Source organism: Streptomyces sp. NBC_00988, assembly GCF_045162645.1.
Taxonomy (GTDB): Bacteria; Actinomycetota; Actinomycetes; order Streptomycetales; family Streptomycetaceae; genus Streptomyces.
The window spans coordinates 11,692,955-11,716,621 of the sequence record NZ_CP108730.1; the positions used below are offsets into that span (position 1 = coordinate 11,692,955).

Below are 23,667 nucleotides of genomic sequence, written 5' to 3' on the forward strand. Positions count from 1 at the left end.
ACGCTGGACGGGCCGGGCGGCGCCGCCTTGCAGTTCAGGGCGCGGTCACATGACCGAAGCCCTGCCGTGGGGGTTCTCCTACGATTCCGCTGGTGAAGACATGGAGTGTCCTGGAAGTCTGGGGAGACGCGTGCACGAAGCCGGGCTCCTCGGCCGCGACCGGCAGGTGAGGGTCCTGCACGACCTGCTGGACAGGCTGCCCGCCGCAGGTGGCGCCCTGGCACTGGAAGGCGGTCCGGGCGTCGGCAAGTCCGCGTTGCTGCGGGCCGTGGCGGAACGCGCCCGGTCGGCGGGATGGCGGCTGCTGGAGGTGGCCGGGGGCCCCGACGACACGCCCTTCAGCGGTCTACGTGAGTTGCTGCGGCCGGTGCTCGGCGCGGCGGAATCCCTGCCGGTGGGGCAGGGCGGCATCCTGCGGTCGGCGTTCGACGGCCGTTCCGGACCGCCGCCGGAGACCCTGCGGGTGGCCCTGGCCGCGTTCAACCTGCTCACGGCGGCAGCGGCCGAGCGGCCTGTAGTGCTGATCGCCGACGACGTCCAACGGCTCGACGGGCCCACCCGGGATGTGCTGGCGTTCCTGGCCCGCAGGGTCGACGACAACCCGATCGTCGTCCTCGCGGCCCTTCGCGCGGGACGCCCCCTGCCGGGCGTTCCCGCGCTGGACGTGCCGGCCCTGGACGAGCCCTCGGCGCGACGGCTGCTGGCCCGTCACGCGGCCACGCTGCCTCCCGCCGTCCGCGAGCGCATCCTCGGCGAGGCGCTCGGCAACCCGCTCGCACTGGTCGAACTCCCCAAGGCGTGGCGCCCGTTGGGGCAACCGGGATCGTGGACCCACCTTCCGGTGAACTCCGCACTGGAGACGGCGTTCGCGGCCGACCTCGGCGAACTGCCGGACCGGGCAAGGGATGCCCTGTTGGTCGCGGCCGTCGACCAGGTCGGAGACCTCTCGGAACTCCTGGCGGCCGCCTCCGTCCTCGCCGGGCGCGCGGTCGCGGTGGACGTGCTCGACGGCGCGATCGCGGCATCGCTCGTACGGCTCGACAGGACGACCCTGCGTTTCTGCCATCCCGTGGTGCGTTTCGCGGTGTTGGGGGCGGAGACCCAGGTCCGCCGACAGGCCGCCGACGCGGCTCTGGCGCAGGTGCTGACCGACGACCCGGACCGGCGCACCTGGCATCGCGCCCAGTCCGTCAACGGCCCCGACGACGAGCTCGCGGACGAACTGGCGGACGCCCACGCCTCGTTGCTCCGACGGCACGGAGTCGTCGCGGCCATCTGGGCCCTTGAGCGCTCGGCGCAGCTCACCACGGACTCGGTCACCCGGGGGCACCGGTTGCTGGCCGCGGCCGAGCACGCGTACGGCCTCGGGCGTATCCGCCTGACCCACTCGCTGATCGAGGCGGCGGAACACCAGCGACTCGGCGCCTCGGACCGGGCGAAGGCCTGGTGGCTGCGGGACCTCTCGGACGCCGAGCCGCAGCCGGGCCCGGCACGGGCACAAGTGCCGCCGGACATCGGTGAGTTGTCGGCGTGCGAACCCGACCTCGCGCTCGACCTGCTGCTGAGTGCGGCACTCCACGTTCACCGCACTGCCGCCGATCCTGCCGCGCGCGCCGGGGTCGTCGAGGCCGCCGAGCGGCTCACCTCCACGAACGACCCCCGCCGCCTCGCGGCCCTGGCACTCACCGAACCCGTGCGCCACGGCCGGGCGTTGGCCGACCGGCTGCCGTCGCACGAGACGGTCTGGTACCGCCCCGACGCCGACGGACTACGGCTGCTCGGCATGGCCGCGCACGAGATCGGCGATCCGGTCCGCGCGGTCGACCTGCTCGGCCGGGCGGCACCGATCCTCCGCGCACAGGGCAGACTCGGCCTGCTCGCGGAGACCCTCCTCACCGAAGCCGCCGACCTGCTGCTCCTCGGGGACTGGCCGCGTGCCACTCAACTCACCGAAGAAGCACGCCGGATCGTCGCCGGGACCCGACAGCCGGCCATGGTCGCCGCGCTCGCCGCCACGGACGCGATCACCGCCGCACTGCGCGGACAGGCCGTACGGGCACAGGAGTTGGCCGACACGGTGGCCGCATGGCAGCGCGCCGATCTCGTCCCGACGCTACGGCTGGCCCGTGGGCTGGCGAGGTTGGGGGAGGGGCGGTACGCCGAGGCGTACGACGAGTTGCGGCCGTTTCTCGACCGGCCGCCCGAGGGCCTGCGACAGCCGGGCTTCGCCGCGCTGACGCCGTTCGTCGTGGCGGCGGACCGGGGCGGCGACCGTCAGGAAGCCGCGCGGATCCTCATGGCCGTGGAGGAAGCCGCACGGGTGACTCCGGCCCCGCTGCTGCACGTCCAACTGCCGTACGCCCGTGCCGTGTTGGCCCCCGATGGGTCGGCCGAGGAGCTGTACCTGGCCGCCTTGGACCAGGACCTGTCCCGCTGGCCACTGGTCAGGGCGCGGACGGAGCACGCGTACGGACAGTGGCTGCGACGCCACCGCCAGGCGGCCCGGTCCCGCGCGCTGCTGCACTCGGCGCGGACCGCCTTCGACCTCGTCGGCGCCTCCGACTGGGCGGGCCACAACGCGGCGCAGGGAGCCGACAACGCGCTTCCGTCCGTCGCCGAACTCCTGTCGCCGCAGGAGGTGTTGATCGCGCGGCTGGCCGCGGAGGGGCTCTCCAACCGGGAGATCGCGGAACGGCTGTACCTGTCCCACCGCACGGTCGCCGCCCATCTGTACCGGGCCTTTCCCAAGCTCGGGATCACCTCGCGCAGCGAGCTGGCCCCGCTGTTGAAGGCGCCCGGTGAGGACGGTCCGGCGGTCGGATGACGCGGGCCCGGAGCCGTACCTGAGGTGCTCCAGGGTTATTTACGCCTCCGCCTGGGCGCACGGGGGGTCCGCAGCAGCGCGCTGCGTTCGCCTTCCGACAGGCCGCCCCACACGCCGTAGGACTCGGGGCCGTTCATGGCGATCCGGGCGCAGACCTCGATCACGGGGCAACTCCCGCACACGGCCCGGGCCTTCTTCTCCCGCGCCCGTTTCGCGGTGCCGCGCTCGCCGGGCGGGGAGAAGAAGACGGAACTGTCCATGCCCCGGCAGAGGGCGTGCTGTTGCCAGTCCCAGTAGGCGGCGAAGGGGCGGTGGCGAGGGATCATGACGCTTCCTCCCGGTGACGGGTCGATCCGGTGCGGATCATCGTCGTCGCCGGGCCTGCGTCATGGCTTCAGTCGATTGACCGATGGGCGGTCGGTATCGGCTCGGAGTCGTTCATTTTCGCCCGGTTCTCCGCCAGGAGTGTCTTGACGTCCTGCTCGACCTGCTCGGCGCTGATCCCCAGGACATGGCCCATGTGGGCCGACCACACCTCGGAGCGGATATTGGTCTCGAAGTCCAGGTCGGCGCGGACCTTCTCACGGATCGCCTGGCGGTTCTGGCTCACCATCACGAAGGTCGACAGGAAGATCGCCTCCAGGCTGACGATCATCGTGAGCAGTCCGAAGGGGTAGGGGTCCCAGATCGCGGAAGGGCCGAACAGCCCCTCGTTGAAGGTGATCCAGACCGCGAACCACAGCGCGTGCAGATACACGAACTGCATGGTCCCGGCGAAGGTGGTGATCGCGTCGGCGATCCGGTCCTGGGTTCCCCGCATGCGCGCGAGCACGGCCTGCTCGTTCGGCAGTCGTATGTCCAACCCATTGGTTCCAGGGGGCACGGGCACTCCTTGATCCGCTGCTCACGAGAGACGCCCGTCAGCGTAGGGACGGACCGGGCGCCTTCCTTGGGTCAAACGACTGCGGGCATGGCCGCACCGCAGGCCTGTACGCCGCCCATTGAGTCGATTGACCCAAGCGGGGCGGGGCGGCGCGACGGAAGAGTGACGGGCAGTTGAGGCGTGTACCTCGGTACCTCGCGTCAGCGATCAGCACGTATCCGTCAAGGAAGGGATCACCATGTCGGACCCGACGCCGCAGAAGAACGCCACCTCGGACGGCCCCGCCGGCCGCCTCGCCGAGCTGTCCCAGAAGGCCCAGGATGCCCAGCGCACCGTGGCCGCGAGTGTCGCGGAGGACCGGCAGAAGCTGTCCGCCGCGGTGGCCGACGCCAAGGACAAGGCCGAACAGGGCGCGCAGCGGCTGCAGTCGAGCGGTCAGCGCGCCAAGGCCGACGTCACCGGAAGCTGGAACCAGGTACAGACCTCCTGGCAGGACCACGTGGGCTCGGTCCGCACGAAACTGGAGGACCGCAAGGCCGAGCGCGACACGAAGCGGCTGGGCCACGCCGCCGACGACGCCGAGGACTACGCCGCCGACGCCGTCGAGTTCGCGATCGCGGCCGTGGAGGAGGCGGAGTACGCCACGCTAGACGCGGTGCTGGCGAGGGCCGAGGCGGACGAAGCGGCCGAGGCCGCGCAGTAGCCGTCGACCTCTGACGCACCCCGCGGGTGCGGCGGCCGGCCGGGCCACCGGGGCAGCGGGTCGTGGGACACCACCCACGGCCTGCTGCTTCTGGCGAGCAGGTACGGCGCGATGCCGCCTCCCGCTCCGTCGTCGCGCGACGGTTCCGACGCGACGGCGAGGCGGCCGTGTGGGCGGTCACTGTCGTCGGCTCCCAATGCTGTGACCGGGAACATCGACCCCTGTCACTGGATCAGCGACGATCTTGTTGTAGAGGGAGAGCACGCGCATTCCCTCGCGCCGACTGGATATATTTCTTTAGGCAAGCAACTTGATGGAGGGAAGTCGGTGACCTCACGGCCTGGAGCGGACCTGGTCGGTCGCACGGCCGAGTCGCGGCTGCTGGACGCGCTGTCGGCCGGGCGTGACGGGGGTTGCCCCGGCCTGCTGCTGCGCGGCGGCCCGGGGGTGGGGAAGACCGCGCTGCTCGACGCCGCCGCGGCACGGGCCGTGGACGCCGGAACGCGGGTACTGCGGTCCTCCGCCGTGGAGTTCGAGGCCGGGATGACCTACTCGGCGTTGCACCAACTCCTCTATCCGCTGCGGCGGTACGCCGAGCGGCTCGCCGGGCACCATCGTGATGTCGTCGACCGGATCTTCGGACTCGCGCCCGGACCGTCACCGGATCCGTTGGCCGCCGGGACCGCGGTACTCGCCCTGCTCGGCGAAGTCGCCGTGGAGCGGCCGGTGTTGATGGTCGCCGACGACGTGCCGTGGATCGACCGGGCCAGTGCGACCGCGCTGGGTTTCGTCGTCCGCAGGATCAGCGACCAACCGATCGTCTTCCTGGCCGCCGCACGGACCGGGGCGGACAGCTTCTGCGACCAACTCGACCTGCCCGTACGGGAGATCGAACCCTTGGCCGAGCCGGAGGCGGTCGAGTTACTGGACGCCCGGTGGCCCGAGTTGGGGCCGTCGGTACGGCTGCGGATGCTGGCCGAGGCCGCGGGAAACCCGCTCGCACTGCGGGAGTTGCCGAAAGAGCTGAGCGTCCGGCAGCGCTCCGGCCACCTCCCGCTCCCCGCGCTCCTGCCCCTGTCCGGCCGACTGGAGACGGCCTTCGCCTCCGCCGTCGGGAGACTGCCCGCGCCGACCCGAACAGCCCTCCTCATGGCCGCACTTGATCCCGGGATCGGCCGGGCCGTGATCCGGCGGGCCGCGGGGGAGGCCGACGGCTCCGACGTCCTCGCCCCGGCACGGGAGGCCGACCTGCTCCAGGTCGATGCGCGCGTCGGCCGCATCACCTTTCGCCACCGGCTGACCCGCGCCGCGATCGTGCACCTGGCGTGCCCCGGCGAACGCCGTCGCGCCCACCTCGCCCTGGCCGCGGCCCTGACCGACGTACCCGAGCGCCGGGCCTGGCACCTGGCCGAGGCCACGACCGGACCGGACGAGACGCTGGCCAGGGCGCTGGACGAAGCGGCCCTGCCCGCCTGGCGGCACGGCGAGCCCGCCGCCCCCGACCGGCGGCGCGGTGCCGCGTCCGCCGCCGTGGCCGCGCTCGTGCGGGCCGGTGAACTCAGCCCACACCCCGGCGACCGGTCCCGCCGACTGGTCGAGGCCGCCTACTTCGCGACGTTCACCGGCCAACTCGACGACGTACCAAGGCTGTTGGCCGAAGCCGGACGGGCCGCCGACCCGCCGACCGGGCTCGCCTTCGCCGCCACCGCCCAGCTCCTCACCCACGACGAGGGTGACATCGACGCCGCCCACCGCCTCCTCGCCCGGGCGCTCGACGACAACGCCGCCACCACCACGGACGACGAATGGGACCACAGCGGCATCCTGTACGCGCTGCTCCTCGTCAGCGTCCACACCCACCGACCCGAGCCGTGGCGACTCCTCAAGACCGCGCTGGACCGGTTCGAACCGACCGAGATGACCGCGATCCGACTCTGCTACGAGGCGTACGTTCACCCCACCACCGCCTCCGACGCGCTGCGCAAGGGCCTCGCCGACGCCTTCGCGGCGCTGCCCGCCGACGCGGCGCCCTGGGAACTGATCCCACTGGCCTGCGCCGCGGTCGCGATGGACGCCCTGTCGGACCACCGGTACCTGGTCTCCCGCATGATCGAACGCGAACGCGACGGCGGCGCGATCGCCATGGCCGTCCCCGCGCTGATGCTGCTCTGCAGCGACTCCTACGCGCACGGCCGGTGGGACGAGGCCGAGGGACTGGCACAGGAGGGGCTGGAGCTGGCGGCGGCCCACGGCTACCGCTTCTGGGAGCGGCAGATCCGGGCCCTGCTCGCGACGGGCGCGGCGGCGCGCGGAGACGGGGACCTCGCCCGGACCCGCAGCGAGGAGACCACGACCTGGGCCGCACCCCGCGGCATCGAGGTGACGGAGGCCTACGCCCACTCGGCCCGCCACCTCGCGGCCATGGGCCAGGGCGACTACGAGGAGGCCCACGTCCAGGTCGGCAGGATCGATCCCTCCGGCGCACCGAGCGCGGGCATCCCGGGCCGGTGGCTGGTCCTGGACCTGGTCGAGGCGGCCGTCCGCACCGGGCGTACGGACGAGGCCCGCGCGCAGGTCGCCGCCGCACGGACGGCGGGCATCCACCGGATCTCCTCGCGCACCGCGCTGATCTGCGCCGGAGCCGAGGCCGTGGCCGCCGACGAGGACGACGCCGGGCCCCTGTTCGAGGCGGCCCTCGCCCTGCCCCACGCGGCCCGGTGGCCGTGGGAACACGCGCGCATCCAGCTCGCCTACGGACAGTGGCTGCGCCGCACCCGCGACCACCACGCCCGCCGCCATCTGAGCGCCGCCCTCGAAACCTTCGACCGGCTCGGCGCGAAGGCCATGGCCCAGCGGGCCCGCAACGAACTGCGCGCCACCGGCGTCGTCACCCCCAGCGGGCCCGCCGCAGAGGCCGCCGCGCTGACCGTGCAGGAACGGCAGATCGCCGAACTGGCGGCCGTGGGCCTCACCAACCGGCAGATCGGCGAGAGGCTGTTCCTCTCCCACCGCACGGTCGGCTCCCATCTGCACCGGCTGTACCCCAAGCTCGGCATCACCTCACGCGCCGCGCTCCGCGCCGCCCTGGAGGCGAAGCCATCCGGAGCCACGGCACGGGCCGCGGGTCCGGCGGTACCGTAGAAGAAGTCCCTCTGATCGGTAGAACAAGCCCCCGTGATCGGTGAGCCGGAGAAGACAGTGGTCGACAAGGAGATCAGAGCCCTGGCGACCGTGCTGCTCGAACGCGTCGGGGAACTGGCGAAGGAGATGGCGGCACGGATCCGCGCCGGCTCACGCGAGTACCACTACGACGCGGTGCCCCAGGAGGACCTGGAGGAGGCCTGCCGGACCCACGTGAGCAACGCGCTCCAGGCACTGACCGGACAGGTACCGCTGGACACCGGGGCCGCCGCCGACATCGGCCGTCGGCGCGCCCGGCAGAACGTGCCGCTGCCGACCGTGATGACGGCCTACCGCGTCGGCGTGAAGTACTTCTGGGAGTCGGTCGTCGCCGAGGCCACCACAACTGCCCTGGTGGGCAACGACGTTCTGGTCGCGGCCGCCACCGCCATGTGGGAGATCCAGGACGGCATCACCGAGGCCATGGTCACCGGATACCACGACGCCGTGGCCCAACGGCTCCTCGCCGGCGACCAGGAACGCTCGGCGCTGGTGGAAGCCCTCCTGGAGGGCAGGAGCATGGACGCCGACGCCGTGTGGTCCGCGGCGGAGGTCCTGCGCGTGCCGCGCGGCGGTCCGTTCACCGTGGTAGCCGCCGAGGTGCCGCAGATCGGCCGACAGGCCCTGCCGGACATCATGGCCCTCCTGACCCGGCGCGGCATCCGCTCCGCCTGGCGGCTGCGCCCCGACCTCCAGCTCGGCATCGTGCACCTGCGCACCCCGCGCGATCTGCCCGACCTGGTCGAGGTGTTGAAGGAGCACGCGGAGCGACGCGTGGGCGTGAGCCCCTCCTACGACGACCTGTGCCGCACCGGCGACGCCCTGCGCTTCGCCAAGGTCGCGATGCGCGGCGGCGACGCGGAGACCGGCGCCGTGACCGTCTTCGACGACTCACCGCTCGCGGTCGCCACAGCCGGCGCACCCGACGTCATGGCCCGCGTCGCTGCCAAGGTCCTCGGCCCCATCGAGGCCCTGCCCGCCGACGAACGCGCCCTGCTGCTGGACACGTTGGACGTCTGGTTCGACTGCGGCGGCTCCGCCGAGGAGGCCGCCAAACAGCTCTACGTCCACCCCAACACCGTACGCACCCGCCTGCGCCGCATCGCCGAACGCACCGGCCGCTCCCTGACCGACCCCCGCGGCATCACCGAACTCGCCCTCGCCCTGCGCGCCGTACGCCAGACTCCGAGGCCCCCGACCCCGGAGTCGACCGACGACACACGCAAGCCCTAGGCGGCGGTACCGCCCGCGTAGTCGCTCTTGAACGTGGTCTCGATGGTCGTGGCGACGGACTGGGCCACGCCCGTGCCGGTGAGGATGATGCCCAACTCCCGGTTGTTCGACAGGGAGTTGCTGCTGATGTTCATCGAACCAGCCTCCACCTCCTGGGTGGACAGGCCGTAGTCGGCGACCATGGCCTTGGCGTGGATGTAGAAGCCGTCGGGATCGGAGTAGCCGACGACCGTGCCGCCGGCCGCCTTGATCGCGGACACCTCGCTGGAGTAGTCGCCCGGGGTCTCCAGCACCACCCGCACGGTCACGCCCGCCTTCGCTCTGGCCACGATCGCGTTGACCACCGTGCTGTCGCTGAACTCCAGCTCCTCGACGTCCAGCGTCGTGGTGGCCGCGTTGATCACGGTCAGCAGACGGCTGCGCGAGTCGGTGGGGGACCAGAGCAGGTGGTCGCCGTCGGTCGGGGTGACCGAGGTGCCGGCGTAGTCCGCGTTGAACACCTTCTCGATCGCTGCGACATCACGGGTGTCGTCGGTGAAGACACCGTAGTCGCGGCCGGTCGAGTAGTACTGCGAGGTCAGATTGCCGGTCAGGACAAGAGACTTGGTGGCGTCGACCGTGATCGTCTTCTGGTGGGTGTAGACGAAGCTGGACGGCGACCACACCACGCCCACACCCGCGTTCGTCAGCGCCGTGTACGCCGAGCTGTTGGCGGACTGGTGTGCGCGGTCCAGCACCACCCGCACGGTGACGCCCTTGTTCTCCAGTGCGATCAGGTCGTTGACGGCCGTGGTGTCCTCCAGCTCGTACATCGTCATGTCGAGCGAGGAGGTGGCCGAGTTGATGAAGTCGTAGATGGTCGGCTGGGTGGTGCCGGCCTGCGAGAAGGCGAAGGCGGTGTACGTCGCGGCGTTGGCGGGGACTGCCGTGACGAAGAGGGTGGCGCCGGCTGCCAGCGCGACACCCGCGCGGCCGAGGAACGTCCTCAACATGCGTGACTCCTAGTCGAGTTGATGCCCACGTGGGGGGTGGCGGGCAGGTGCATGACACCACGCGCGTAGAACGCGGTGGAAGAGCACCTCGGTGAACTCGGCGTTGCCGGCCGCGAGTACGGCCGGACAAAGGGGACTTCGCCCAGGTGGGGGCCGGTTCATGAGGTCCCCGCGAGTTAGCAAAAACTTCGTAGCCGGCGAATTCCGGGTCAACTGGAGCGCCCCCAAAGGGGCGTGGCTGTGTTGATGTGCGGCTGCGCCACGTGGGCGCGCCCTGCCACGACGGCGAGCCACTGGAACGACGGCATATCGGGGCACTTCCAGCGGAGCGCCTAGGCTGCGCCCCGACGCCCGCATCGACCACAGGAGCACACCCGTGTCCGACCTCCCGTACCCCGACGCCCACCACCCGGACCAGAAACCCGTCCCCCACCCCCTGCTCACCCCCGTACTCGCCCTCCTGGGCCACTGGCACGGCCGAGGCGAGGGTGAATACCCCACGCTGGACGGGGACTTCGCCTACGCCCAGGAGGTCACCTTCACCCACGACGGCCGTCCCTTCCTGCACTACGAGGCCCGCGCCTGGATCCTCGACGCCGAAGGCGCACCGCTGCGCCCGGCCGCCCGCGAGAGCGGCTGGTGGCGCCTGCAACCCGAAGGCCGGATCGAGGCACTGATCACCCAGCCGACCGGCATCGCGGAGATCCTCGTAGGAAGCGCCACCGACGGCACGGTCGACCTCGCCACCCACGAGGTAGCCCTCACCCCCACCGCCAAGAAGGTCACCGCCACCCGCCGCCGCTACACCCTGACCGACGCCGCCACACTCACCTTCGCCCACGACCTGGAAGCCGTAGGACAGCCGCTGCAACACCACCTCGCGGCGCAGCTCCACCGCACGGGCTGAAATGGACTGATCAGAAAGCCTGTTCACGGCGTTGCTTTCCGAATATCCGATCGTTGATCTCCTCATGCAGTGAGCGGTGCCCGAGCGGCATGGAGGCGTGGATCGACAGTGGTGCCCGGCGGCCTCCCGTGGGCAGGCGAACGGAGAGCCCTGTGCGCATGAGTGACCTTCAACGGTGCGAGATCCGGCCCGGACGACTCGTCGAGTGGACGCTGCACCCGACGGCCGTAGGGGCGGCGCGGGCCCTCCCGGACGACGCGCGGCCACCGGCGTACGTGCAGGAGTCCCACATCCGTACGGCGCGTTCGGTGCGCGAGGACGGGCTGTTCGTGCCGACCTGGCTCGGTACCGCCTTCGACATGCCGGGGCGGATCGAACTCGACGTCCTCCAGGGCGCGTTGCGGTCCTGGATGCTCCGGCACGAGACGCTGCGCAGCGGCTTCAGGTGGGCCGGTGACGAGATGCGCCGCTTCACCCTGGACGCCGACGCGGTGGCCCTGCACCGCGAGGACGTGGGGGAGTTCGCGGACGCGGTGACGCTGACCCGGTACCTGCAGGACCGTTTCGATGTGACGGCCGACGCGCTCACCTGGCCCAACTTCCTCTTCGCGGCGGTCGTCCGCGACGACGGCACGAGCGTCTACCTGGCGTTCGACCACAGCAACGTCGACGCCTACTCGCTGCATCGCATCGCGGGCGAGGTCCACGAGCTGTACGCGGCCGGCCTCGCCGGGAAGGCCGTCGAGTCGGCGCCCGTCGCCAGCTACATCGACTTCTGCGCGGGCGAACGCACCGACGCCGACCAGATCGACGACACCCACACCGTCGTCTCCCGCTGGCGCGAGTTCATCGCCCGCTGCGACGGCAAACTGCCGAACTTCCCCGTCGACCTCGGCCTCGACCCCGAAGGCCCGCTGCCCACCCAGAAGTTCCTCCAGGAGATGCTCGTCGACGACACGGACGCGGCGGCCTTCGAGGCGTACTGCCGCCCCCACGGCGGAAGCCTCGTCGGCATCCTGGCGGCCGTCGCCCTCGCCGCCCGCGAGATCAGCGGCCTCGACGTGTACCGCACCGTCGTCCCCTTCCACACCCGCGCCAAGTCCCGCTGGGCCGACTCGGTCGGCTGGTACGTGGGCGGCGCCCCGATCGAGATCCCCGTCCAGCACGCCACGGACTTCGACCACGCCCTGCGCATGGTCCGCGCCACCCTCCGCGAGAACCGCCCGCTGGCCCGCATGCCCATCGCCCGCGTCCTGCGCCTGCTGGGCGCCGACTTCCGGCCCACGTCCCCCGACCTGTACTCGATCGTCTCCTACGTCGACTCGCGCGCCCTGCCCGGTTCGGAGCGCTGGCAGGAGCTGAAGGCGTACGGACTGATCCGGGTGTCGTACGGCGACCAGGTGTGCGCGTGGGTGACCCGGGTCCACGAGGGACTGCAGTTCGCGTGCCGCATCCCGGACAACGTCATCGCGGACAAGAACATGCGGCTGTGCATGGAGCTGGTGCGGGAGCGCGTCGTCGCGGTGGCCCGGCAGGCGTCGGCCGTGCGTCTCTGACCCCTCCCCGCACGTCTCTGGCCCTCACCCCTTTCCCGCACGGCTGGCGAGGCCTGATCCGACCTGGGGCGCGTGTGCCGACCGGCACACGCGCACCCCATGTCCGAACAAACATGTGCTGCAGCACCGTTGACCGACCGGACGGACGGGATCTACGTTCTTTGCAAGGCGAAAGCGCTTGCCATACCCCCCGCCGTTCATCCAGCACGGCCCGACGGGTCGTGCTCTCGTGCCATGCCGTCCGTCCGTTCCCCCCACTCTCCGCCGGACCGGGCAACAACTCCTGACCTCAGAAACTCCTGACCTAAGACAACGATGTCCACGCCCCACTCAGGAGGCATCGCCATGACGCCACCCAGTTTCCGGAGACGAGCTGTCCTCGGCGCCGCCGCGGGCGCCCTGTTCGCCCCCCTTCTCGCAGGCTGTTCCGACGGCGGCGGAGCGAGCACGGCGGCAGGCGGGAAAGTGACACTCACCTTCGCCTGGTGGGGCAACGACGACCGTGCGCAGCGCACCAACTCCGCCGTGGCCCTCTTCGAGAAGCGTCACCCGAACATCACGGTGCGCACGTCCTTCGCCGGCTACCCGGCGTACGTGCAGAAGCTCGCCACCCAGGCGGCGGGCGGCGACCTGCCCGACGTGGCGCAGCTCGACTACCGGCAGATATCCCAGTACGCGGGCAGCGGCACCCTCCTGGACCTCGGCCCCCACCTCAAGAACGGCACGCTCCGGACGGCCGACTTCGACAGGACCCTGACCCGCACCGGCGTCTACGACGGCAAGCAGTACGCCCTCTCCATGGGCAAGGGCACGACCGGAATCGTCTACGACGCCACCGTCTTCAAGAAGGCCGGAGTCGCGACCCCCCGCCCCGGCTGGACCTGGGACGACTGGGCCGAGGCGGGCAGGAAGATCAGCGCGCTCGGCATGAAGGGCCCCAACGGGCATGCCTACACAGGCCTTTCCGACCTCGGCGTGAACGAGGACGCCTTCGAGACCTGGCTGCGCAGCCGCGGCAAGGAGTTGTACGCCTCCGAGCACCGACTCGGCTTCACCGCCGACGACTTGACCGCCTTCTGGACCTTCACCGACAAGCTGCGCCGCGCGGGCATCGTCTCGCAGGCCAGGGACACCGCCCAGGTCGGCGGCGCCGTCGAGGACACCCCGATGGGACGCGGCATCGCGGCGACCGACTTCAACTGGGACGCCCCCTTCCTCGGCTACCCGCCCCTGCTCGGCGACCAGGTCCACTTCGCGCCCGTCCCCACGACCGACGGCAAGGTGGGCCAGTACTTCAAGCCGACCATGCTCATCGGCGCGGGCGCGGGGACCCAACACCCCAAGGAGGCGGCCGAGTTGATCGACTTCCTGCTCAACGACCCCGCCGCGGGCAAGATCCTCGGCGTCACCCGCTCCACACCCCCGAACAAGAAGATCGCGGAGGAGATAGGCAAGGACCTCACCGGCCCGGAGAAAGAGGTCTACGACTACGGTCGCACCATCGCCGCCCACGGCACCTCGGCCCCACCCATGGCACCACCCCGCGGCGATGTCGTCCTCCAGGTCTCCTTCACCCGCGACTACCAGCGCGTCTCCTACGGCATGGAGAGCCCGCGAGGCGCCGCCGAGGAGTACGTCGCCGAGGCGAAGCGGGAGCTGCGATGACCACCACAGCCACCTCACCGCCCCGCACCGCACGTGCCACCGCGACACCACAGGTGAGCCGGAAGCGGGGTCAACGCAGCGGCCCCGCCTACATCTTCCTCTCCCCATGGATCCTCGGAGTCGTCCTCCTGACGCTCGCCCCCATGGCCGTGTCCCTGTATCTGTCGTTCACCGACTACAACCTCTTCGACCCGCCCAAGTGGGTCGGACTGCGCAACTACAGCGACATGTTCACCGCGGACCCGAGGTACTGGCGCTCGGTGGGCACCACCCTCCTGTACGTCGTGGTCGCCGTCCCCCTCAAACTCGCCCTCGCACTGGGCGTCGCGCTGCTGCTCAGCAACACGCGCAAGGCCAAGGGTTTCTACCGCTCGGCCTTCTACGCCCCGTCGCTGCTCGGCGCGAGCATGGCGGTCGCGCTGGTCTGGCGGGCGCTCTACAACGACGGCGGCACCGTCGACGAACTGCTGTCCTCCATCGGCATCCACACCGGCGGCTGGGTCTCCGACCCGCACCTCGCGGTGTTCGTCGTAGCGCTGCTCTCCGCCTGGCAGTTCGGCGCCCCGATGGTCATCTTCCTCGCCGGGCTGCAGCAGATCCCGGCCGACCTGTACGAGGCCGCAGCACTTGACGGCGCCGGACGCTGGCGGCGGTTCGTGTCCGTGACGCTGCCCATGCTGTCCCCGGTGGTCTTCTTCAACCTCGTCCTGGAGACCATCCAGTCCTTCCAGGTCTTCACCCCCGCCTTCGCGATCAGCGGCGGCAACGGCGGACCGGCCGACTCGACCGAGTTCTACACGCTCTACCTCTACGAACGAGGCTTTACCGCCTCGCACATGGGCTACGCCTCCGCCATGGCCTGGGTCCTGCTCCTGGCCATCGGCGCGGTCACGCTCGTCCTCTTCAGGACCTCGCGCTCCTGGGTCTTCTACGCCAACGAGGGGGCCTGATGGCCACGACCGTGCCCGACCTCAAGAGTGCCGCCGGCCCCAAGACCAACGCCGGCCGCACGCGCACCGCGGCGATCGCGAAACACCTCGGCCTGGTGGCCGTACTCCTCGTCCTGCTCTACCCGTTGGTCTGGCTGCTCGCCACCTCACTGAAGCCGGCGAACGAGGTCCTCACCAGCCTCAAACTCCTGCCGAGCCACATCGAGTGGTCGAACTACACCACCGCCCTCGACGGAATCAGCGGCGTCTCGATCACCCGCCTTCTCCTCAACTCCCTGCTCATCAGCGTCGGTTCGGTCATCGGGAACGTCGTTTCCTGCTCGCTGGCCGCCTACGCCTTCGCACGGCTGCGGTTCCGGATGCGGGGCCCGATGTTCGGCTTCATGATCGCCACGATGATGCTGCCGCACCACGCCGTGCTGATCCCGCAATACATCATCTTCAACAAACTCGGCATGGTGGACACCTATTGGCCGCTGATCCTGCCCAAGTTCCTTGCCACAGAGGCCTTTTTCGTCTTCCTCATCGTCCAGTTCATGCGCGGCCTGCCCCGCGAACTGGACGAGGCCGCCCGCATCGACGGCTGCGGACCGTTCCGCATCTTCTGGTCGGTCGTCCTCCCGCTGACCCGCCCGGCCCTGATCACCACCGCGATCTTCACCTTCATCTGGAGCTGGAACGACTTCTTCACCCAGCTGATCTACCTCTTCGACCCGGAGAAGTTCACGATCACCCTGGCCCTGCGCAACTTCGTCGACCAGTCCAGCACCTCCGCCTACGGCCCGATGTTCGCGATGTCGGTGATCTCGATCGTGCCCATCGTGCTGTTCTTCTTCGCCTTCCAGCGCTACCTGGTGGAGGGCATGGCGACCTCCGGACTGAAGGGCTGACCCGATGAGCGCCTCCTTGTCCCAACGCCGGGAACCCGGCGAGCTGTTCGGCCCCCGCTTCACCCTCTTCGCCGACATGCTCGCCGTCGGCCTGGCGGCGACGGTCGCCTCCCTCCCCCTGATCACGGCTCCTACGGCGTTCGCCGCGGCCTGCGCCGTCCTACGCCGGTCGATCCGTGAGGACCGGCCGGTGAGCATGGGGGAGTACGTCGCCGAGTTCCGCGCCCATGGACTCCGCCGTGTGCTGCTCGCGGGCGTGACGGTGCTCGCGGCGGTGACCCTGGTCGTGCTCGACCTCGCGCTCGCGGGGGCGGGACTCCCGGGGGCCCGTCCGATGTCGTGGGCGCTGACCGCTGTCGCGGTGGCGGTGGCGGGACTCGTCGTAGCCTTGCGCGCCGCCGCCGATCCGGAGGTGGCACGCGGCTGGCGCCCGGCCCTGAACCGGGCCGTGACCCGCTCCGCCACGGACCCGATGGGGTGCGCGCTGATCGTGACGGCGTTGGGACTGTGCGTCGCGTTCGTGTGGATGCTGCCGCTGCTCACCCTGCTGCTGCCGGGGCCACTGGCTTTTGCGATCACGGCAGTTGAGCTACGCGTCGAGCCTGCTTACGACGATGACGCCGACGTCGGTTCGGGAGGCTGACGGGCACCTCTCGGTGCGTGGCGGGATCCCGTCGGACCCTGTCACTGCGCCCTCTGGTTGCCTTCCGTACCCCCTTCTACGGTCGAGGGAGAGGCCGGCGAACGCCGGCAACTCCTCCCACGGAAGATGCCACATGCACGTCCAGATCGTTCTGTTCGACGGCTTCGACCCGCTCGATGTCGTCGCTCCCTATGAGGTCCTGTACGCCGGTGGTGCCGCGTCCGGTGGCGCGGTCACCGTGGAACTGGTCTCGGCCGAAGGACCCCGGGAGGTTGTGAGCGGTACCGGTGGCCTGATGTTGCGGGCCACCGGAACTCTCGACCCGACCAGCTCCGGCCTCGTTCTCGTACCGGGGGCCTCCGGCCGGGTGGGGGAACCGGGCGAGGTGCCCGACACCGACGCCGGCGGTGAACTGGTGTGGCGGCAGGACGAGTTCATCCCCGTCCTGCTCGGACGCACCCTGACCACTCAACTGCCCGGTCTGCTGAAGGCCGCCATGGACAATCCGCGGATCACCATGGCCGCCGTGTGCGGTGGCTCGCTGGTGCTGGCCATGGCCGGACTCATCGAGGGCCGCAACGCCACCACCCATCACCTGGGCCTGGACATGCTCGAAGCCACCGGCGTCCAGGCCGTTCGCGCCCGTGTCGTCGACGACGGCGACCTGGTCACCGGCGCCGGCGTCACCTCCGGCCTCGACCTGGGCCTGTACCTGCTGGAGCGAGAGGTCGGTCCGCGGATCGCTCACGCCGTAGAGGAACTGTTCGCGCACGAACGCCGGGGCACCACCTGGCGGGCCCAGGGTCCGGCCCCCGCCGCCCTGTAACGCCTGATCGGCATCTCCCAACCGACTCCGCCACAGAGGAAGAATCACTCATGTCCGTTGAAGGCGTCTGGGACCTGACCATCGCCACACCCGTCGGCCGCATCAAACCCGTCGTCGAACTGAGCCGGGAAGGCGACGAGTTCACCGGAGTCGCGCACGGCGTGGGCGAGGAGGTCCCCCTCCGTGACGTCGTCGTCGACGGCGACCGGATCACCTGGAAGCAGGCGGTCACCAAGCCGTTGCGCCTCAACCTGACCTTCGCGGTCACCGTCGAGGGTGACGCCCTCACGGGCACCTCGAAAGCCGGCCGTCTCCCTGCCTCCAAGGTCACCGGCCGACGCCGGGTCACCGGGACGGATTGACCTGCTTGGCCCAGCCGCTCCAGTCGGGGATCGCCTCGCACGCCTCCCGCCACGCGGACGGGATGCCACCCGTGCCGGTGCGGGCCGCGACGACACCGCCCGCGATCGCGCAGGTCGTGTCCCGGTCGCCCCACCCGGCGACGGTCTGCCACAACGCCTCGGGCAGATCGTCCAGTTGACCCGCCGCGGACCACAGGGCGAACGGCACGGTGTCCGGAGCGGAGATGAGCGTCCCCGACCCCAGCACGGACGCCGCGTGCCGCACGGACGTCCGCCCGGAGAAGTTCGCGGCGACCAGCAGACCGGAGCGGACATCGCTCTCCGGCACATGCGAAGCGACCTCCCGCAGGAACTCGGCGCGTGGTGCGGCCTGTTGACCCACGCTGGCAGCTGCCAGCGCGCCGGCGACCGCCACGGCCACCGCCCCCGCTATGGCCTCCGGGTGAGCGTGAGTGGTCAGCGCGGACAGCCGGGCCTGCTCGGCGGCGGCCTTCAGGTCGTTCCGGAACCAGGCCCCGAGTGGCGCGACCCGCATCGCGGCACCGTTGCCGTAGGACCCCTGTCCGCCGAACTGCCCGGTGGTGACCGCCTGCCAGTCCTCGCCGTCGCCGATGCGGCGCAGGATGCTGTGCATGGACGGGCCGTACCCCCGACTGTGGTCCCGCCTGTACTCTGCGGCGAACTCCCGCGCCAGGGCGTCCGGTTGGACCTCACCATGGGCCACCAGGTGGGCGAACAGGACGAACGCCATGGCCGAGTCGTCCGTCCACAACCACGGCGCGGGGCGCAGTTCCCGTGCGGCCCACAACTCCTCGGCGTCCTCGTCGGACCGGGTGAACCAGCCGTCGCCGAAGGCATCACCCATCACCAGCCCGTCGAGGGAGGCGTGGGCGTGGTGCGGACTGCTCATGGCGGGGCTCCTGTTAATGATCGGTGGGCTCGGCACATCGTAGTTAAGGTGCGTGGATGGAGCGGATCTTGGTGGTCGGGGTCACAGGCGCGGGCAAGTCGACGCTCGCGCGGGCCGTGGGCGACCGGCTCGGCGTGCCGTACCACGAGATGGACGCCCTCTACTTCAGCGGCCCCGACTGGACCGTCAACGAAGGCCTGACCGACGACGTCCTGCGCCTCACCTCAGAACCCCGCTGGATCATCGACTCGATCGGCTCGCCCGAAGTCCGCGATCTGCTCTGGGAGAAGGCCGACACGGTGATCTGGCTGGACTACCCGAGACGCGTGATCATGCCCCGCGTCCTGCGCCGTTCCCTTCGGCGTACGGTCACCCGCGAGAGCATCTTCGGCGGCAACAGGGAGACTTGGGCGGGCTGGCTGAGCAGGGAACACCCGGCCTGGTGGGCCTGGTCCCAGCACGCGGGGCGGAGGAGCGAGATCGAACGCCGTATCCGCGAACCCCGCTACGCCCCGCTCGCCGCACACCGGTTCGCCCGGCCCCACGACACCGCCGCCTGGCTGGCAACTCTGCGTTGAAGGGCCCGGTCAGAGGAACGGCGTGCCCGCGTCGAGTCCGGCCAGCACCCGGCCGTACAGCTCCAGGTTGGTGGCCGGGTTGACGAAGGAGTGCAGGCTCAGCGCGTGCAAGTCGCGTACGGCTCGCTGGACGGGGACGTCCCGGTGGAGGGAGGACGCTCCGGAGGCGGAGGCGATGAGGTCCACGGCCTCCTTGCACAGGCGTGTTGTATAGCCGCTCTGCGCGCGGATCCTGGCCCGGTCCGCCTGGGTGTACGACGGGTCGCCGTTCTCCGTCGCGGCCTCGATCCGGGCGACGAACTCGCCGGTCAGCAACTCGGCGCAGGAGATCTTCATCGCCGCCTCGGCGACCTGGAGATGCGTGACGCCCGCCTCGTACTGCCGCTCGTGGAAGGTGTACGTGATGCCCCGATGGTGGATCCGCTCGGTGAACTCCGCGAGGGCCGCCCGGGCCAGGCCCAGCGCGTTCGGCGCCGTCCAGGCACAGAACAGCAGCAGCACCGGCATCCTGTAGAAGGGGTCGTCAGCGTTGGCCTTGGAGGCCAACTCGCCGCGCAGCAAAGATCCTACGGGCAGCACGCGATGGGCGGGCACGAACACGTCCCGCGCGACGACGCTGTTGCTGCCGCTCCCCGCCAACCCCGAAACGTACCAGTCGTCGAGGATCTCCAGATCGGACATCGGTACGGCGGTCCACAGCACCTCGGGCGGGCCGCCGTCGGACTCGACCCGGGCCGTCAGGAGGTGCCAGTCGGCGTTCTGGCAGCCGGTGGCGAAGGCCGAGGTGCCGTTGACGACGTAGCCGCCGTCCGTCTCGACCGCGACGGCGTCCGGGATGAGCGTGCCGCCGACCCGGACGTCCGGACTGGTGAAGATCTCGTCCTGGGCCTGGTCCGGGAAGAGCGCGGCGATGTAGGAACAACCCGCCTGGATCAGCGCCATGAAGCCGGTCGAACCGCACCCGGCGGCGATCTCGCCCAACACCTCGACCTGCGTGCTCAACCGGCTCTGGTAACCCCCGTACCGCCGGGGGACGTTCATCCGGTAGACCCCGGCGTCCGTCAACGCCGCCACCACTTCCCCCGTCACCCTTCTCTCCTGCTCGGTGCGCAACGCGTGCTCGCAGAGGAGGGGTTGTATCGCCTGCACACGTTCGACGAGGCAGGCGTCTGACGGGGGCGTGGATAACGGAGCCATGGACGACCTCCGGGCACGACGGGCCCTCACCGTGACGCGGATCGGGTGAGGTGTCAACGCCCGTGTTGACAGGGGCTGTTCACGAGCGACGGTGCAGGGATCGGTAGAAGTCGAGGTGGCTGCGGGCCGCCGCGTCCCACGTGTGGCGGGCGGCGAGGGAACGTCCGGCGACGGCGCGGGCCGGGTCCTCGGTCGTGAGGGCGTGGCCGAGTTTGCTGGCCAAGTCCTTTGGTGTGGCGGCGAATTGAGCGGCCCCGCCGAACACCTCCCGCAGCACGGGCAGATCCCGCACGACCAACGGGACACCCGCCGCCAGCGCCTCCATGGCCGCGAGACCGAAGCCCTCCTTGAGCGACGGGAACGCGAACGCGTCCGCCGCCGCGACCAGGGCCGGCAGCTCGTCCTCGTCCACCTGCCCCAAAACCACCGGGTCTACGGCCAGTTCGGCGGCCCGCGCCTCCCACCTCGCCCGGTAGTCGCGGTAGTCGAAGAGCGTCTCGCCGCCGGCGATCACCAGCCGGACGTCGGGACGGGCGGTACGCAGGAGGGCGTAGGCCTCCAGGAGGTCCAGTGAGCCCTTGCGGGGTTCGATGCCGCCGACGGTGAGGATGTACGGGCCGAGGCGGGAGCGCCAACTCGCACGGGCGACAGGGTCGGTGGTGGCGAAACGGTCGTAGGCCACGCCGTTGGGGATGACCTGCGCCTCGATGCCCCAGCCGGCCGCCAGTTCACCGGCGACGGCCCCCGACACACAGACATGTGCGTACGGCTCGACGATCGCGCGCTCGTGGCAGACGGCCAGTTCGGGGGTGGTGAAGTGGTCGAGGTGGTGGACCGTGCGGACGCAGCGGCCGGCCGCGTTGGCGCTGATGCAGTCCTGCGCGTGGACGACGTCGTAGGGCGTGGGGTCGAAGGCGGTGCGGAGGGTGGCGATGGAGCGCAGGATGCGTTCGCCGACCGTCTCCTCGGGCGGGCCGTCGGGGAACGGGACGATCTGGACGCGGACCGCCGGGTCCACCGGACGGAAGAAGCCCGCGTCGCCGCCCCGGCCCAGGGCCCATACCGTGACGTCCTCGCCCAGGGCCGCGAGGGCCTCCGCGAGGGCGAGCGTGTGGACGACGCCGCCGCGCGGCTTGGTGGAGTAGCTGAGCAGGGCGATCTTCACGTACGGGACTCCCGGTAGGCGTCGGGACGGCGTTCGTCGAGATGGCGCAGGACGCGGCGGGCGCGGTCGGTCTCGGCGGCGACGTCGATCTCGGCGACGGCGAGGCCGGCCTTGGACCAGGTGCGGGCGAGGATGTCACCGCCCGGGCCGACCACCTTGGCCTGGCCGAGGAAACGCATGCCGCCCATCGCGCCGGTCTGGTTGGAGGAGGCCAGGACGACCTGGTTCTCGGCGGCGCGCGACTGGTCGTACAGGTCGAAGAGGCGGGCCTGGCGGTCCTGGGCCATACGCGGGGCGCGGTTGGTGATGCTGGTGGGCCAGGCGGAGAGGCAGGCGAGGATCTCGGCGCCGTCCAGGGCCAGCGAACGGGCCGACTCCGGGAAGGTCTTGTCGTAGTCGATCAGCATGCCGAGGCGGCCGACCGGGGTGTCGAAGGCGTCGAAGCGGTCCCCCGCCGTGTACGCGGCGACCTCGCCGGCCGGCAGGTGGACCTTGCGGTGCCGGCCCAGGACGCCGTCGCCGCTGACGCACACGGCGGCGTTGTAACGCTCGGTCCCGCCGTCCTCGCAGTAGCCGACGCACACCACCATCTCGGCGGCCAGGCGCGCGACTTGGAGGATCAGCGGGTCGTCCGGCTTGAGCGCCGGGGGCAGTGTCTGGGGGTCGGGGTGGCACAGGTCGGCGAGGTAGCCGCCGAGCGTGGCGTCCGGCAGCACCAGCAGTCCGGCGCCGTTGCCGCGGGCGTCGTCGATGAGTTTGGCGACGCGGGCCAGGTCGAACTCCAGGTCGCGGCCGAAGTGGGCGGCCGCGGCCGCGATCCGGATGGTGCTCATCGGGGCTCTCCTTCGTGGATACCCCCGGCCTCGGCCGGGGGAGGAAGCGAAGCTCCTGCGGAGCTGGGCAGGAGAAGCTGGTTCGCCGTCAGGGCGGACCGGTGTGCACCGTCCACCGGCCGACACCCGCCGCTCACACGGGGGTTGATACGGTGTGAGGTATGGCGCGGCAGGTCAAGCGGGCGTTCAAGTACCGCTTTTACCCCACGAACGAGCAGGCAGCTGAGTTGTCGCGTACGTTCGGCTGCGTCCGCCTCGTCTACAACAAGGCGCTGGAAGAGCGCACCCGGGCCTGGTGCGGGGAGCAGCGCCGCGTTTCCTACGTCCAGTCGTCGGCCGCGCTGACTCAGTGGAAGAAGACCCAGGAACTGGCCTTCCTGACGGAGGTGTCCTCGGTCCCGCTCCAGCAGGCGCTGCGGCATCTTCAGACGGCGTTCGGGAACTTCTTCGCCCAGCGTGCGAAGTATCCGCGCTTCAAGTCCCGGAAGAAGTCGCGGGCGTCGGCCGAGTACACGCGTAGCGCCTTCACGTGGCGCGACGGACAGCTGATTCTGGCGAAGATGGCCGGTGCGCTGGACATCCGCTGGTCGCGTCCGCTGCCCGAGGGGACGGAGCCGACCACGGTGACGGTGTCCCGCGACGCGGCGGGTCGCTGGTTCGTGTCGCTGCTGTGCGAGGACAGCATTGCTCCGCCTCCGGCCACGAAGAACGCGGTCGGTATCGACGCCGGCATCACGTCCCTCGTGACCCTGTCCACCGGCGAGAAGGTCACCAACCCGCGTCACGAGCGCCGTGACCGCGCTCGTCTCGCCCGGGCGCAGCGGGAACTGTCCCGGAAGGCCAAGGGCTCCGCGAACCGCGAGAAGGCCTGCCGCAGGGTCGCCCGCGTGCATGCGCGGATCGCCGACCGGCGCCGCGACTTCCTGCACAAGCTGTCGACTCGTCTCGTCCGTGAGAACCAAACGGTCGTGATCGAGGACCTCACCGTCCGCAACCTGTTGAAGAACCACACGCTCGCACGCGCCATCTCCGACGCGTCGTGGACTCACCTGCGCTCGATGCTGGAGTACAAGTGCGCCTGGTACGGGCGCGAACTCGTCGTGATCGACCGCTGGTTCCCCAGCAGCAAGCTGTGCGGGGCCTGCGGCACGATCGCGGCGAAGATGCCGCTGAACGTCCGGGAGTGGACGTGCTACTGCGGCGCCGTACATGACCGCGACATCAACGCGGCCCGCAACATCAAGGCGGCCGGGCTGGCCGTCTCGGCCTGTGGAGACGGTGTAAGACCTCAAGGGAGTACTCCTGGCGGGCAGTCGTCGGTGAAGCAGGAACCCCCGCGGGCGACCGCTGGAATTCCCCGCCTTTAGGCG

General features: G+C 70.7%; 21 protein-coding genes. 14 read left to right on the top strand and 7 right to left on the bottom strand.

The window, feature by feature from the left end:
• Nucleotides 1-130: 130 nt before the first annotated feature.
• Complete coding sequence (locus OG496_RS52645) at nucleotides 131-2,824, top strand: ATP-binding protein (RefSeq protein WP_405976108.1); 2,694 nt, start codon at nucleotides 131-133, stop codon at nucleotides 2,822-2,824.
• A gap of 35 nt (nucleotides 2,825-2,859) precedes the next feature.
• Here the strand turns inward: OG496_RS52645 and OG496_RS52650 are convergent, their stop codons facing one another.
• Nucleotides 2,860-3,150, bottom strand: coding sequence for a WhiB family transcriptional regulator (locus OG496_RS52650; protein ID WP_405976109.1), 291 nt, complete (start codon nucleotides 3,148-3,150; stop codon nucleotides 2,860-2,862).
• A 68-nt stretch (nucleotides 3,151-3,218) separates the two neighbouring features.
• On the bottom strand, nucleotides 3,219-3,686 hold the full coding sequence (locus OG496_RS52655; RefSeq protein WP_366495981.1) for a DUF1003 domain-containing protein: 468 nt from the start codon (nucleotides 3,684-3,686) through the stop codon (nucleotides 3,219-3,221).
• Between the two features lie 259 nt (nucleotides 3,687-3,945).
• Here OG496_RS52655 and OG496_RS52660 point away from each other — a divergent pair, with 259 nt between their 5' ends.
• The 3 genes from OG496_RS52660 to OG496_RS52670 all read left to right on the top strand — a co-directional run bounded on the left by OG496_RS52660 (nucleotide 3,946) and on the right by OG496_RS52670 (nucleotide 8,823).
• On the top strand, nucleotides 3,946-4,410 hold the full coding sequence (locus tag OG496_RS52660) for a hypothetical protein (protein ID WP_405976110.1): 465 nt from the start codon (nucleotides 3,946-3,948) through the stop codon (nucleotides 4,408-4,410).
• Between the two features lie 327 nt (nucleotides 4,411-4,737).
• Nucleotides 4,738-7,551, top strand: a complete 2,814-nt coding sequence (locus OG496_RS52665; RefSeq protein ID WP_405976111.1) for an AAA family ATPase — start codon at nucleotides 4,738-4,740, stop codon at nucleotides 7,549-7,551.
• Nucleotides 7,552-7,584: 33 nt separating this feature from the next.
• Nucleotides 7,585-8,823, top strand: a complete 1,239-nt coding sequence (locus OG496_RS52670) for a PucR family transcriptional regulator (protein WP_399391087.1) — start codon at nucleotides 7,585-7,587, stop codon at nucleotides 8,821-8,823.
• On the opposite strand, the gene OG496_RS52675 is transcribed toward OG496_RS52670, so the two are convergent.
• A complete protein-coding gene (locus OG496_RS52675) occupies nucleotides 8,820-9,815 on the bottom strand; it encodes a phospholipase D-like domain-containing protein (RefSeq protein ID WP_366495891.1) in 996 nt (331 codons plus the stop codon). The two genes, OG496_RS52670 and OG496_RS52675, sit on opposite strands and share 4 nt — an antisense overlap.
• Nucleotides 9,816-10,191: 376 nt before the next feature.
• Here OG496_RS52675 and OG496_RS52680 point away from each other — a divergent pair, with 376 nt between their 5' ends.
• The 8 genes from OG496_RS52680 (at nucleotide 10,192) to OG496_RS52715 (ending at nucleotide 17,614) form a co-directional block, all read left to right on the top strand.
• Nucleotides 10,192-10,722, top strand: coding sequence for an FABP family protein (locus OG496_RS52680; protein ID WP_405976112.1), 531 nt, complete (start codon nucleotides 10,192-10,194; stop codon nucleotides 10,720-10,722).
• Nucleotides 10,723-10,880: 158 nt separating this feature from the next.
• Complete coding sequence (locus OG496_RS52685) at nucleotides 10,881-12,278, top strand: condensation domain-containing protein (RefSeq protein ID WP_405976113.1); 1,398 nt, start codon at nucleotides 10,881-10,883, stop codon at nucleotides 12,276-12,278.
• Between the two features lie 345 nt (nucleotides 12,279-12,623).
• Entirely contained in the window at nucleotides 12,624-13,943 is a 1,320-nt protein-coding gene (locus OG496_RS52690; RefSeq protein ID WP_405976114.1) for an ABC transporter substrate-binding protein, read from the top strand.
• Nucleotides 13,940-14,893 (top strand): carbohydrate ABC transporter permease, encoded by a 954-nt coding sequence (locus tag OG496_RS52695; protein ID WP_405976115.1) that lies wholly within the window; start codon nucleotides 13,940-13,942, stop codon nucleotides 14,891-14,893. Before OG496_RS52690 ends, OG496_RS52695 begins: the two co-directional genes overlap by 4 nt.
• Entirely contained in the window at nucleotides 14,893-15,783 is an 891-nt protein-coding gene (locus tag OG496_RS52700) for a carbohydrate ABC transporter permease (RefSeq protein WP_405976116.1), read from the top strand. Before OG496_RS52695 ends, OG496_RS52700 begins: the two co-directional genes overlap by 1 nt.
• A 4-nt stretch (nucleotides 15,784-15,787) precedes the next feature.
• On the top strand, nucleotides 15,788-16,426 hold the full coding sequence (locus OG496_RS52705; protein ID WP_405976117.1) for a hypothetical protein: 639 nt from the start codon (nucleotides 15,788-15,790) through the stop codon (nucleotides 16,424-16,426).
• A 133-nt stretch (nucleotides 16,427-16,559) separates the two neighbouring features.
• Entirely contained in the window at nucleotides 16,560-17,252 is a 693-nt protein-coding gene (locus OG496_RS52710; protein ID WP_405976118.1) for a DJ-1/PfpI family protein, read from the top strand.
• Between the two features lie 50 nt (nucleotides 17,253-17,302).
• On the top strand, nucleotides 17,303-17,614 hold the full coding sequence (locus OG496_RS52715) for a hypothetical protein (RefSeq protein WP_405976119.1): 312 nt from the start codon (nucleotides 17,303-17,305) through the stop codon (nucleotides 17,612-17,614).
• Here OG496_RS52715 and OG496_RS52720 read toward each other — a convergent pair.
• Nucleotides 17,598-18,524, bottom strand: coding sequence for an ADP-ribosylglycohydrolase family protein (locus tag OG496_RS52720; protein ID WP_405976120.1), 927 nt, complete (start codon nucleotides 18,522-18,524; stop codon nucleotides 17,598-17,600). The genes OG496_RS52715 and OG496_RS52720 overlap by 17 nt on opposite strands.
• Before the next feature lie 56 nt (nucleotides 18,525-18,580).
• Here OG496_RS52720 and OG496_RS52725 point away from each other — a divergent pair, with 56 nt between their 5' ends.
• Nucleotides 18,581-19,102, top strand: a complete 522-nt coding sequence (locus tag OG496_RS52725) for an adenylate kinase (protein WP_405976121.1) — start codon at nucleotides 18,581-18,583, stop codon at nucleotides 19,100-19,102.
• A gap of 9 nt (nucleotides 19,103-19,111) precedes the next feature.
• On the opposite strand, the gene OG496_RS52730 is transcribed toward OG496_RS52725, so the two are convergent.
• From OG496_RS52730 to OG496_RS52740, 3 genes are all read right to left on the bottom strand, one after another.
• Nucleotides 19,112-20,299, bottom strand: coding sequence for an acyl-CoA dehydrogenase family protein (locus OG496_RS52730; RefSeq protein ID WP_405976122.1), 1,188 nt, complete (start codon nucleotides 20,297-20,299; stop codon nucleotides 19,112-19,114).
• 79 nt (nucleotides 20,300-20,378) lie between these two features.
• Nucleotides 20,379-21,464, bottom strand: coding sequence for an MSMEG_0565 family glycosyltransferase (locus tag OG496_RS52735; RefSeq protein WP_405976123.1), 1,086 nt, complete (start codon nucleotides 21,462-21,464; stop codon nucleotides 20,379-20,381).
• Nucleotides 21,461-22,297, bottom strand: coding sequence for a carbon-nitrogen hydrolase family protein (locus tag OG496_RS52740; RefSeq protein ID WP_405976124.1), 837 nt, complete (start codon nucleotides 22,295-22,297; stop codon nucleotides 21,461-21,463). Before OG496_RS52740 ends, OG496_RS52735 begins: the two co-directional genes overlap by 4 nt.
• Before the next feature lie 161 nt (nucleotides 22,298-22,458).
• Between OG496_RS52740 and OG496_RS52745 the strand changes: the two genes are divergently transcribed.
• Nucleotides 22,459-23,664, top strand: a complete 1,206-nt coding sequence (locus OG496_RS52745) for an RNA-guided endonuclease InsQ/TnpB family protein (protein ID WP_405976125.1) — start codon at nucleotides 22,459-22,461, stop codon at nucleotides 23,662-23,664.
• The last annotated feature ends 3 nt before the right edge of the window (nucleotides 23,665-23,667 follow it).